Annotated in this window: 14 protein-coding genes and 1 pseudogene; 4 read left to right on the top strand and 11 right to left on the bottom strand. The window is 38.9% G+C overall.

What is annotated here, in order from left to right; genetic code table 11:
* Positions 1-106 (top strand): annotated as a pseudogene (locus JIG41_RS09620) (IS30 family transposase); the annotation flags it as partial.
* A gap of 418 nt (positions 107-524) precedes the next feature.
* Positions 525-899 (top strand): hypothetical protein, encoded by a 375-nt coding sequence (locus JIG41_RS09615; RefSeq protein WP_065979099.1) that lies wholly within the window; start codon positions 525-527, stop codon positions 897-899.
* A gap of 510 nt (positions 900-1,409) precedes the next feature.
* Here JIG41_RS09615 and JIG41_RS09610 read toward each other — a convergent pair.
* Positions 1,410-3,410, bottom strand: coding sequence for a urocanate hydratase (locus JIG41_RS09610; RefSeq protein ID WP_074989103.1), 2,001 nt, complete (start codon positions 3,408-3,410; stop codon positions 1,410-1,412).
* An 11-nt stretch (positions 3,411-3,421) separates the two neighbouring features.
* Positions 3,422-4,915 (bottom strand): histidine ammonia-lyase, encoded by a 1,494-nt coding sequence (gene hutH / locus JIG41_RS09605; protein ID WP_199524628.1) that lies wholly within the window; start codon positions 4,913-4,915, stop codon positions 3,422-3,424.
* A 119-nt stretch (positions 4,916-5,034) separates the two neighbouring features.
* Here hutH and JIG41_RS09600 point away from each other — a divergent pair, with 119 nt between their 5' ends.
* Positions 5,035-5,931, top strand: coding sequence for a LysR family transcriptional regulator (locus JIG41_RS09600; protein WP_074989101.1), 897 nt, complete (start codon positions 5,035-5,037; stop codon positions 5,929-5,931).
* Between the two features lie 8 nt (positions 5,932-5,939).
* Here the strand turns inward: JIG41_RS09600 and JIG41_RS09595 are convergent, their stop codons facing one another.
* The 7 genes from JIG41_RS09595 to JIG41_RS09565 form a co-directional block, all read right to left on the bottom strand.
* Positions 5,940-6,326, bottom strand: a complete 387-nt coding sequence (locus JIG41_RS09595; protein ID WP_065979095.1) for a DoxX-like family protein — start codon at positions 6,324-6,326, stop codon at positions 5,940-5,942.
* A 51-nt stretch (positions 6,327-6,377) separates the two neighbouring features.
* A complete protein-coding gene (locus tag JIG41_RS09590; protein WP_199524627.1) occupies positions 6,378-6,794 on the bottom strand; it encodes a DUF805 domain-containing protein in 417 nt (138 codons plus the stop codon).
* Between the two features lie 190 nt (positions 6,795-6,984).
* Positions 6,985-7,512, bottom strand: a complete 528-nt coding sequence (locus JIG41_RS09585) for a DUF4240 domain-containing protein (RefSeq protein WP_065979094.1) — start codon at positions 7,510-7,512, stop codon at positions 6,985-6,987.
* On the bottom strand, positions 7,509-7,703 hold the full coding sequence (locus JIG41_RS09580) for a YwbE family protein (RefSeq protein WP_036971837.1): 195 nt from the start codon (positions 7,701-7,703) through the stop codon (positions 7,509-7,511). Before JIG41_RS09580 ends, JIG41_RS09585 begins: the two co-directional genes overlap by 4 nt.
* 59 nt (positions 7,704-7,762) lie before the next feature.
* Positions 7,763-8,212: a hypothetical protein gene (locus JIG41_RS09575; RefSeq protein WP_199524626.1), complete on the bottom strand. Its 450-nt coding sequence runs from the start codon at positions 8,210-8,212 to the stop codon at positions 7,763-7,765.
* A gap of 2 nt (positions 8,213-8,214) precedes the next feature.
* On the bottom strand, positions 8,215-8,487 hold the full coding sequence (locus tag JIG41_RS09570; protein ID WP_199524625.1) for a hypothetical protein: 273 nt from the start codon (positions 8,485-8,487) through the stop codon (positions 8,215-8,217).
* The gene (locus tag JIG41_RS09565) at positions 8,480-8,686 is read right to left on the bottom strand and encodes a hypothetical protein (protein WP_036971843.1); all 207 of its coding nucleotides are present in this window, start codon (positions 8,684-8,686) and stop codon (positions 8,480-8,482) included. The genes JIG41_RS09570 and JIG41_RS09565 overlap by 8 nt, the downstream gene beginning before the upstream one ends.
* Positions 8,687-8,775: 89 nt before the next feature.
* Between JIG41_RS09565 and JIG41_RS09560 the strand changes: the two genes are divergently transcribed.
* Entirely contained in the window at positions 8,776-9,579 is an 804-nt protein-coding gene (locus tag JIG41_RS09560; protein WP_199524629.1) for an ion transporter, read from the top strand.
* 61 nt (positions 9,580-9,640) lie between these two features.
* On the opposite strand, the gene JIG41_RS09555 is transcribed toward JIG41_RS09560, so the two are convergent.
* Both JIG41_RS09555 and JIG41_RS09550 read right to left on the bottom strand, forming a co-directional pair.
* Positions 9,641-10,021, bottom strand: a complete 381-nt coding sequence (locus tag JIG41_RS09555) for a VOC family protein (protein ID WP_199524624.1) — start codon at positions 10,019-10,021, stop codon at positions 9,641-9,643.
* A gap of 270 nt (positions 10,022-10,291) precedes the next feature.
* Entirely contained in the window at positions 10,292-11,833 is a 1,542-nt protein-coding gene (locus JIG41_RS09550; protein ID WP_199524623.1) for an EAL domain-containing protein, read from the bottom strand.
* Between the last annotated feature and the right edge of the window lie 162 nt (positions 11,834-11,995).

The following is an 11,995-nucleotide window of genomic DNA, read 5'->3' as shown; positions in this document are numbered from 1 at the left end:
TAAGCAAATTGCGCACATAGAAAAGGCGCTCAATGCGAGGCCGAGAAAATGTCTAGGGTTTAGGCAACCAGCGGTAATATTCGATGAATTACGCAAAGCAGCCTAATTTAGCGAGTGGTGCACTTCGGACTTGAATTCGCGATTCTTTTTTAGGTGAGATTCTTATTTTCCAAAAACTAAGAGATAACGAACTAATCCCAAGTCATGGTGGTGACTTACTAAAAGCGCGACAGGTTAGAATTTTATGGGCCTCATGGCATCTCGTTTCTATTTTTGGGTTTGGGATGGCAAGTATTTTAATATGGCTTTCATTGTCAACCTCAAATTCATCTATCACAGAGGTTTTAATTAATATTGTTTCTATTACCATGCTGTGTGGCGCTGTATTAGTGCTAATTGGTACTAAAGGAAAACATCCCGGCTGGATAGTCCTTACCATAATTGGTATTTTACCTTGGTTTGCCTAAAAGATTTTATAAAGTGGAACTATTAAAAACTGCATAACTATAAAAATGGAGAAATCTATGCAAGCTTATTTTTTATGGCAAGCAACTATTTTGAGCGTAATCACGTTTTATGTTCATACATTTATTGGTGGACCAAGAGTTGCCGCTCCATTATTAGCTGATAAAACCCTACCTGTAGCATCAAAATGGCTAAATTATTACTGTTGGCATATTACGACACTGTATACACTTATTATGGGTGGAGCTTATGCATATGTAGCACTTTTCCCAGACAAAATTGAGCTAATCGTATTTCTTTGTATCTTAAATTTCTCTTTTTCTATATTGAGCTTTCTCGTTGCTCTCAAAGCAAAAATTAATCCTTTTTGGTTTCCCTCAACATCACTTTTTTTCTTGGTTGCATTATCAGGTTTAACAAGCTTATTAATTTAGCAACCTTTAATCACCAACCCTATATTACTAATATAAAATCTAATGAAATAATAAATTATGAGTAAAAAAAGAGTAAACTCAATCAATAACATACCTATCAAAATTAGAATGAGCATTATTTTTTCTCTAGGAATAGTGTTAATAGCTTACCACTTAACAAAAATTTCAAGCTTATATTTTTTAAATCCCCCGATAGATTATTCATTACTTACTCACTTTCAATCTTTGGTGCGCGTAGTTATTGTTATCTCTTTGTTTTTAGTTATTTTAAAGAAGAAATGCGCCTTGTTCAGTATGTGGGTTAGTATACTCATTTTAGTTATTACCCAATACATTACATACTTTTCAAACTCGCCCACTGACGTTTCTGTATTTTCATATTTAAAAGGCTTTATTTTTCCATCAATAATTACGCTTCTGTTTCCATACAAGAAAGATACAACACGTTCAGTTTAAAAATAAAAAAGGCCATGTTACGCGTGCAACATGGCCTTTTTGAATTGACACAACTTAAAAATCTAAGTTCGATAAAATCTCGTCATCAACGTTATTCGATAACGTCACCTTCAGTTTTGGTGTACGTGCCATTTCACGCTTAATCGCAAAGTTGGCTTCTTCGTTACGCGCCCAACTACGACGTGCAATACCGTTATTTACATCAAACAGTAACATTGATTTTAAACGACGTTCAGCGGCTTCAGAGCCATCAAGTAGCATACCAAAGCCACCGTTGATCACTTCACCCCAACCTACACCGCCACCATTATGGATTGATACCCATGTTGCACCACGGAAACCATCACCAATCACGTTATGAATGGCCATGTCGGCTGTGAAGCGGCTACCATCATAAATGTTTGATGTTTCACGGAATGGTGAATCAGTACCACTTACGTCATGGTGGTCGCGGCCAAGAACTACAGGACCAATTTCTCCACGATTTATTGCATCGTTAAAAGCTTTGGCAATATCTGCGCGGCCTTGTGCATCCGCATACAAGATACGCGCTTGCGAGCCGACAACCAGTTTGTTTTGCTTCGCGTCTTTAATCCAGGTGATGTTGTCTTGCATTTGCTGCTGAATTTCTTCTGGAGACTCAGCCATAATTTTTTCAAGAACTTGTGCAGCAATGGCATCGGTTTTATCTAAATCTTCTGGCTTACCTGAGGTACATACCCAACGGAATGGACCAAAACCATAGTCAAAACACATTGGACCAAGGATATCTTGTACATACGACGGGTATTTAAAATCAATACCGTTTTCAGCCATCACATCGCCACCAGCACGAGATGCTTCAAGCAAGAATGCATTACCGTAATCGAAGAAATATGTGCCTTTTGCTGTGTGTTTGTTTATAGCATCAGCATGGCGTTTAAGCGTCGCTTGTACTTTTTCTTTGAATACTTCTGGCTCTTCGCGAATTAAACGGTTTGATTCTTCGTAGCTGATATCTACTGGGTAATAACCGCCTGACCACGGGTTATGCAGTGATGTTTGGTCTGACCCTAAGTGAACAAAAATATCTTCAGCTAAGAAGCTTTCCCATACATCAACGATATTACCAATGAACGCAATTGAAACCACTTCTTCGTTTTGTTGCGCGCTGCGTACGCGTTCAACAAGTTCAGGCATGTTATCAATTAGCTCATCAACCCAACCTTGTTGGTGACGTTTTGTAGCCGCTTTCGGGTTTACCTCTGCACACACTGTAATACAGTTTGCAATATTACCCGCTTTTGGTTGTGCGCCACTCATGCCGCCTAAACCAGCAGTTAAGAAAATCTTACCTTTTGGTGATTCGCCTTTTTCAAGTACTTTACGGAACGCATTCATTACCGTAATAGTTGTACCGTGAACGATACCTTGCGGGCCAATGTACATGAATGAACCTGCGGTCATTTGACCATATTGCGTTACACCCAGTGCATTGAATTTTTCCCAATCATCAGGTTTTGAATAGTTCGGGATCATCATACCGTTGGTAACAACAACACGCGGTGCTTCAACCGAAGACGGGAATAACCCCATCGGATGACCTGAATACATGTGTAACGTTTGGTCTTCTTCCATCTCACTTAAGTACTTCATGGTTAATAAGTACTGAGCCCAGTTTTGGAATACTGCACCGTTACCACCATAAGTGATCAGCTCTTCTGGATGCTGTGCAACCGCAGGATCGAGGTTATTGTCGATCATAAGCATAATTGCGGCAGCTTGTTCACATTTTGCTGGGTAATCGCTAATTGAACGTGCTTTAAGGTCATAGTTAGGCTTAAAGCGATACATGTAAATGCGACCAAATTGCTTTAGCTCTTGTGCAAATTCAGTGGCTAGCTCTTGGTGCCACTCTTTCGGGAAATAACGCAACGCATTACGAATAGCCAATTGCTTTTCGTCTGCTGATAAAATGTCTTTACGTTTTGGAGCGCGGTTAGCATCGCTTGGATAAGCTTTAGGCTCTGGTAAAACGCTTGGGATCCCTTGTTTAATTTGTTCTTGGAAAGTCATTATTTGCTCCCTTAGTTTACTTTAAACGCTTGCGATTTAACGAGTGTAACCATGGCATCAATGTCAGGTTTAAGTAAACGATCTTCTTCTAACTTAGCCACTTTGTTACGAATAATTGCAAAGTTTTCTTCAATGATATCTGAGCACTTATTAGGGCGTCTAAATTCGATAGCTTGCGCTGCATACATCAGCTCAATTGCAAAAATTTTATCAAGGTTTCCTAAAATCTGGTTTAGTTTACGACCCGAGATACTACCCATTGATACGTGGTCTTCTTGGCCCATTGATGTTGGTACACTGTCTGCCGATGGTGGGAAGCACAGTGATTTGTTTTCTGTTACCAATGCCGCTGTCACGTATTGTGGGATCATCATGCCTGAGTTCAAACCGCCAGATGAGGTTAATAAGCGCGGTAAACCGTGTAAACCCTCAAGTAATAAATAGCAACGACGGTCAGCAATATTACCAAGCTCAGCCGCCGCAATTGATGCGTAATCTAATACCATAGCAAGGGGTTGACCGTGGAAACCGCCACCCGAAATAGCTTCTTCTTCGCTGATAACTATTGGGTTATCAGTTACTGAGTTCATTTCTGTTTCAGCAAGTTCTTTTAAGTGGTTATATGCGTTGCGTGATGCACCATGCACTTGTGGAATACAACGCAGTGAATATGGGTCTTGAACACGGTCACAATTAGTGTGTGACGCCATGTTTTCAGAGCCTTCGAAAAAGCGACGCATACGCGCTGCCACTTCAACATTACCTTTAAAGGCACGAATTGCATGTAGCTCTTCACGAAACGGTGATTGGCTACCCTGCATACCTTCAATACTCATCGCCCCTGCTATATCGGCAAGGTCTAGTAAGTAACCCATTTTTGTGAGTGCAGTGATCGCATGCGATAAAATAAATTGTGTGCCATTGATAAGCGCTAAGCCTTCTTTAGCATGTAACTCCATTGGCTCTAAACCATGCTCTTTGAGTACTTCTGCAGCTGGCTTAATATCACCATCAATCCAAAACTCACCTTCACCTAATAAGGGTAAAAATAAGTGTGATAAAGGAGCTAAGTCGCCTGATGCGCCCACTGAGCCTTGTTCTGGCACAACCGGGATAATATCAAGCTCAATAAACTTAAGCATGCGCTCTACAACCGCTAAACGAATACCTGAATAACCTTGGCTTAGTGCGTGCACTTTAGTAATAAGCATTAGCTTTGAAATTGGTTTAGCAATGGGCTCACCCACGCCGACAGCATGAGTAATTAATAAGTTCTTTTGTAACAGGTTAGTTTCTTCTGGAGATATTTGCGTATCACATAACGGGCCAAAACCTGTGTTAATGCCATAAATGGCTTTATCAGAGGCAGCCATTTTATCTACGTTTTGGCGGCTTTTATTAATTTTATCAATCGCTTCTTGGCAAAGCTCTGCCTGTAACGTACCCGCTGCAATAGCATTAACGCTGTCTAACGTTAACTGGTCAATACCGTACTTAAATGTCATTTATAACTCCTAAAGAACAGGATTAGTTTTATTTAATGCAATGCTAACTTGCTCTAGATGTTTTACAAATGCATAATTATCGTTATTCATTCCAGATTTATCGAACTATAAGAATCGCCATGCAAGTTCATGATGTAGACCTGCGCTTATTGCGCGTTTTTGTAGCAATTGTAGAGTGTGGGGGGCTGTCGGCGGCTGAGTCGCGATTAAATATTGGCCGCTCAACTATCAGTGCTCATTTATCAGATTTAGAAGTTAGGCTTGGCATTAAATTATGTAAGCGTGGCCGCAGTGGGTTTGAAATTACCGATGCTGGCGCCATTACTTATCAAGCTTCAATTGAGCTTTTACAACAATGTGAAGCATTCGCCAATACAGTCGCCAGCTCTAAAAATGAGTTATCGGGGCGCTTAAGCATCGCCATGATAGATACCATGGTGAGTGACCCACGCTGTGTGATCCCCCGCGTCATAGCCACACTAAAAAGAAAGAGTAACAATATTCAGTTTGATATTAATGTATGTGAAGCCCGAGAAGTCGAAACATCGGTAGCTAATGGCCGCTCACTCGTTGGCATTGGCGTGAGCCGCCATCATATTCGCGGTTTACACTACACTCCCCTGCATAACGAAACCAACTTTTTATATTGTGCGAAAGGCCACCCATTATTTGATTGCGAAGACGGGCACATTAATAAACTAATAAAAGAAGCTGAAGTAATCACCAGTAACTATATGCGCGATAAAGAAAGCCGTAACGACGGTTTGAATTATCAAAACAGTGCGGTGGCTTATCACGATGAAGGCATTGCCCACTTGATTCTATCGGGTGAGTTTATTGGTTATTTACCCGATCACTATGCGCAGTTCTGGGTAGATAAAGGTATGTTTAAGGCTATTCAACCAGCCAAGTACCATTATGATATTCCGGTGGTGTTGATCACCTCAAAAACAAACGCTAATTCGCCAATTGCAAACGCCATGATTGAAGAAATAAAACACTGTTATACAGCTTAATAACAATATTACTGACGTTGAGTACCTTTAAGCTCATTTATTAATACAACACTAAACGCGATAATTGCGAGGTTTGTAGTCACAGGATTAAACGCTTCGATTAAAAGTGCAGGTTGTAAAACGGCAACAGACAGCATTAGTCCAACTAAAGCGGCTATATTGAGAATATTGATTAAGATTGAACGGTAGAAGATAAAAAACAGCACGGCAAATATAATTTCACCTATGCCAGCTGCCCGAGTGATGAGCATTGAAATTTCAGCATTAAAACCAAAACTTGCCGTCATTTGTTGTTCTAAGGGGGCAATATGGATAAGTTTTGGCATCAACCCATGATAAAGCCAACTAAAGCTGATAATAAAGCGGGCAATTTGAAGTGTCGTTAAATGGCTCATCGTAAAGGCTGAATTATGTGTGCTCTAGCCATTAGAGCACACTGCAAAGACTTATAAAACAGTTGGCTTACCGAAACGGTTCTCAGCTTCATCACCCGCTAAAAAACCATTTTCAATTAACGCCCAAATACCACCAATAACAGGAACTAAGCCAATCAGTACCCACCAACCTGATTTATTACGGTCATGCCAGCGCTTTACTTGAACCGCAAGCGAAACCCACATAAGTGGGATATAAAAGATTAGTGTGATCACAGAAATTGCTGTTTCATTACCCGCTGTTAATAATGCGACTAAGAACATAAAAACAAATGAAGCTACGATAATACCTAAGAAAGAATACCAATAGGTTTTTCTAGGTATACGACCATTAAAAGAAAACAAAATTTCTTTCATCGTTAAAGTGGTAGTTTCTGTTGATGCCGAAGCGAGGTTTGCTTCTGGGGCTTGATAAACATTTTCTGACACTGTCATTTCCTTTGATATGTGTTGTAGCAAACCGAATTAATCTAGTCTGCTGATTTATGTTGTTAATTGTGCTGAATTAAACATGAATAATATAACACAAAATGATTTGATTTGGGTACTAATAAATTGTTGATGAGCTTTAGAAAGGTATGTATTAGGCCATTAAAAAGCACCTGAACGGTGCTTTATATTAATTTGGTTGTTGCCAGTATTTTGCGTATAGATTTGGGTAGGTTTGTTTTAAAAACTTGGCTTTATCTTTAAAGCGCTTGCCTTTTGGCTGTTCAAGCCCCGACGGAATAAACGGCAGTTCATCATCATTTCGCTCTTCGTACAACATACCTGCGATAAGATCATACTCATCTAAATAAGGGTAAGGTTGCTCATTTAAATGATAAACCGGTGTACAGTCAGCGATTGAATCCGGGTTTTCAAGGGCATTTATAAATACCTGCTCGCCACGTGAAATCAGCCAACATAAAAACTCTGAAAATCCGTAATCGTCGTTACAACCTGCCATTACAAAGGCAGCACCGAATAAGTCCCATGTGTAGGCTTTACGCATGCGAAGACTAAACTGCTTATCAAATTCCATCAGCTGTTCATCAGATAAGTCAGTTAGCTTTGCTTTTAATGCATTACATACAGACTCAGGCTCCGCGGTTTTATCTTCTGCGGTAACTAACTGCCAAAACTCAGCTTCGGTTAACACACTCATGATAAAATCTCTTTTACACGACCTACTTGACCATCGTCTAACTGCACTTTTATGCCGTGTGGATGGTTAGGTGATTTTGTCAAAATACGTGACACCACACCTTGGGTTAACTGACCTGTTCGTTGATCTTGCTTTAATACAATATTCACTTCACAACCAATAGAAATTTGTGAACGCGTAGGCACTGCCATAGCAAAGTCTCTTTCATTAATTTTTGCCGATTATAGCTATTTGTGGCGCAGTTACCAAACTAAACCCGTGTGATTGACGTGTTTTTAAGCGCTTGATAGGGAATGATATCGTTAAGTCTTTCGATTATAGCGTCTGATTTTCCTTTAATTTGAAAATCATAGCCTTGACCATTTCTATCCAGAATGACCGCTAAGTAATTATCGGCGACTTTAAACTCAGTAATTCGATTTAATTCAAGCAACTGCTCTTTCGAGCTGTAATAAAACTGCGTTACTTTAAGGTGAGTATTTGTTGCAATTAGCGTATTACTCAGTGCGGTTTTTGCAGCAAATTTATCTGTTGAGCGAACGGCTTGCAGAGCAAAAAAAACGGCAGCAACAAAAGCGCTAAATGATGGAAACGGCAACGCGTCGTCAGACAGTATGCCATAAACACCCACGCCTAAAAACAACACAGACAGTGCTGAATTCAAAGATAACATGTGCTTCGCCGTTAAATTCAAAAACATATTTATTCCTTTAAAAATGAAATTGCCTTCGCGTTTATAGTTATATCTATCGTATTAAGTTTATCAATAATTAAGTTTACTATCAGTTGCTTTTGATTTTCGTTAATTGGCAACGTATTGAAAAAACACTTTATTTTAAGTGATTGAGGCAGTTTTTTTAAGTCAGCGGTATGAGTTAGCCATAAAAACTCACTGACTGTCTCTTTAGCTTGCTCACACGCGTGAGTTAACGCAACACGAATGGCTTTATCAAGGCGTTTTTCGGTTTTAGTCATTTTCAACTTGTTGTTTTTTAAATTCTTCGTAACTGTCTTCTTGGCGTTTTACACACTCGTGATACTCTTTATCTGCTAAGTAATTGCATTCATTTAAACGGGCCGATTGAATTTCGTGATACCGTGCATCAGAGCTACATGCACTCAGCATAACGAATAAGGCTGCTAAAGCCACAAACTTTAAAGCGTTAAAAAACATTAAATTTCCTTTCTTAAGTTATACATTGGCACTGTGTTTTACTGTATATTGCGTGGGTTTAAAATCTTATTATCAAAGGGTCATCTATGATGTTGTCGCAGTTACAAGAGCTGTTTCAGCGTATCGATAAAAGTAAAATTTTTCAATCATTTGTTATCGCGGTCATTGTTATTTCGGCGTTAACTGTTGGCGCGCACACGTACTCGTTACATCCAACTGCAGAAATTGCCCTGCACTGGATGGACATGGGGATCACTGTCTTCTTTCTGATTGAGCTTGTGATTCGCTTTATTGCCAGCCGTGGCATAAAAGACTTTTTTACAAAAGGCTGGAATATTTTCGATTTTATCATCGTTGTCGGAAGCCTTTATCCTGCTGCGGGGTCAACTATTTTCATCGCAAGGCTGTTACGTATTTTCCGCGTATTGCGATTAGTGTCGATGATCCCAGAGCTGCGATTGTTGGTTAATTCGCTATTAAAAGCCATACCGCAAATGGGCTATATCGCCTTGTTAATGTTCGTTATCTTCTACATATATGCCGCAATGGGTAGCATGTTATTTGCCGATATTAACCCTGTTTTGTGGGGCGATGTGTCAATTTCAATGCTAACTCTATTTCGTATTGCCACCTTTGAAGACTGGACCGTAATGTATGAAACCATGGCGGTGTATAAACTAAGCTGGATTTTCTACTTAACGTTTATATTCTTAACTGCATTCGTGTTCTTAAACATGATGGTAGGTGCCATATTAGAAGTCATGTCTGAAGAGCACCGTAATGCACGTGAAGAACAAACGAGCGACGATGACATGCCCGCTACAAAAGGCCAAATTGTTCAATTACAAGCTGAAATGGCAGAGCTAAAACAATTACTTAAAGAAAGAAAATAACTTTTTTATTTAACAGTTTTTAGTTATGAGGCGCTAGAGTACAAAACCTAGCGCCTTTATTTTATCCACGTTTTTCCACTTTCCATGGTGGATTCAAGCGGTTTTCACCTGCCCAATACAGTTTGATTTTGTTACCTGAAGGGTCTTTCAAAATAGCTTCTGTCCATAAGTAGCGCTGCGCTGTTGGCGGTTGTTCAAAAGTAATCCCCTTTTTAACAAGGCTCGTGTAAAGAGCATCAAGATGTTCTTCTTCAAAATAGATAACAGCATGACTCTTAAAGTCCCCGCTTTCTAACGACAGCGAAAATGTCGCGTCTCCATTGGTACATTGAAAACGCGCATAGTGAGGTGTATCTACAATTTGAATAAAACCAAGAGTTAAATAAAAAGCCACCGCCTCATTCATATTTTTTACTGGTAACGTGACTTGATTAAGCTTCATTTGCTACTTCTGATTAATTAGATTTCGTTATGCCAGCATATCCCGAATAACTAAATAAGCAAAAGATAAGCGTGAATAACGTATTAAATAACTGATAAGCTCACAGCTTGCATATTCGAGTGGACAGCTGTGAGTCATACTGTAAGGCATCATGCAGCGCTCAAAGGGTTTCCCCTTGCCATTTAAAACTGAATAAACGTTCTATTTTTGTTTATACAAAAAGGGCCGTGCAGCCGCCATAAGTGATAACCAACAAGGGCAATGATGATTTTAATCGCCACCTTGCTGGCCTAATACATGCAATAACTCAGTTAAAGGCAACGACTTGTAAAAGTACCAACCTTGACCTTGAACCTGATAGTCGTCATTGTAATTTTTAATAAAGTTATATTCTTCAACTGTCTCAACCCCCTCAAAAATAACAGTGCGGTTTAGGTTTGTTATTAATGACATAATGGCTAACAACATTTCTTGCTTCAACTCATCAGATATTGATTGAGTGAAAACCTTGTCTATTTTGAGCACATCAAAATTGATTTCGGTTAACCACACTAGGTTTGAAACTCCTGTTCCAAAATCATCAAGAGAAATAGAGAAGCCGTATGTTTTAGCTTTTGAAGCAAAACATGACAATTCGTCCAATGGAAGCTCTATTCGCTCGGTGATTTCAATTTTGATTTGCTGTGGTTTTATTTTATTTTCAGTGCATAAATCATATAAATAATCTAAATACTCTTTTGTTTGAATTTCATAAGCGTTAATGTTGATTGCCACGCTGAAATCAGAATCAGCACGTAAAACAGGCGAAAGTTCATTAAGCGCTTTTTTGACCGAGTTATACGCAAGAGTTGGATACAAACTTAGCTGCTCTGCAATACCTAAAAAAAGCTCGGGCGAAACATTACCGTAAACAGAATCTTTCCACCTTATCAAACTTTCTACACCAATAATTTTGTTACTTTTCAGCTCGAGTATTGGCTGATACTCCAAATATAATTCTTCGTTTTCAATGGCTTTACGAAACCTAAATTCCATTGAGTGGCTTTTATCTAAATATGAACAAATTGAGTAAGCAATTAAAAAGCTAATAAACCCAATTAAACCGATTAAAAGAGCAGAAATGTAAAAAGGGAAATACAGTAAACCAGGCCGGTTATTGTATGTCTCAATGCAGTATTGGAATTGAGTGCTACAAGTTTCTACCACTTGCGGTTTAAGCAATGTATCTGTCTTAAACTGGAAGTGTGACGCATAGTTATGAAAGATGTATTTTCTATTCTTTGAAATAATTTTATATGAAAAATTTTTATTTAATTGATCAAAATTTATAAAAGGGGCATTAATTGTAAAGGCAATTACACTCCCTTTATTTGTAATGTCATATTTCGCTGCAACAGGAAAAATATTCGCAACTTGAGAAGCAAAATAGTAGCCCGATGGAGAATGATACAAAACACCGTCAAGTGGCGTTGAATTAGCAAGAAGTCCCCAATTTGCTGAGCAATTAACTTTATTATTAAAAATCAAACCTAAGTCATGCGTATATTCATGTTTAGAAAGAATAATGCGCAACTCATTGATTGTCTGGGCATCACACTCAAGAGGAGATAATGCTGAAGCCTCCTGAATAGAAGAGCCTAAATCGCTTGATATGTCTTCAGCTTTTGATAACAAAGATTGCGAAAATTCCTTTTGATAGCTGACTTGTAGATAACTAACCAAAAGGTGAAAAGCAACAACGAGAAAAAGCATTAAACAAATAATATAGAGTGCTTGATTATTTTGAGCTGATTTTAGTATTTTTCTCGTCATATTTAACTTATACGCTTTACAGTGGCGTTGTTTCCTAAAAGTTTGAACTATCTTGCCAGCCTGTGATCAGATCATCTATATCCTACTAGCCCGTGCAACAACAATGAGCAAAATCACAAACTGGTCTCACTATAATCAAGCCCTCGTTAACCGCGGTAATAT

This window comes from Pseudoalteromonas sp. bablab_jr011, assembly GCF_016464045.1.
GTDB classification, from domain to species: Bacteria; Pseudomonadota; Gammaproteobacteria; order Enterobacterales; family Alteromonadaceae; genus Pseudoalteromonas; species Pseudoalteromonas lipolytica.
Note: the sequence above shows the minus strand (reverse complement) of the source record. Positions and strands in the feature narration are given on the sequence as shown.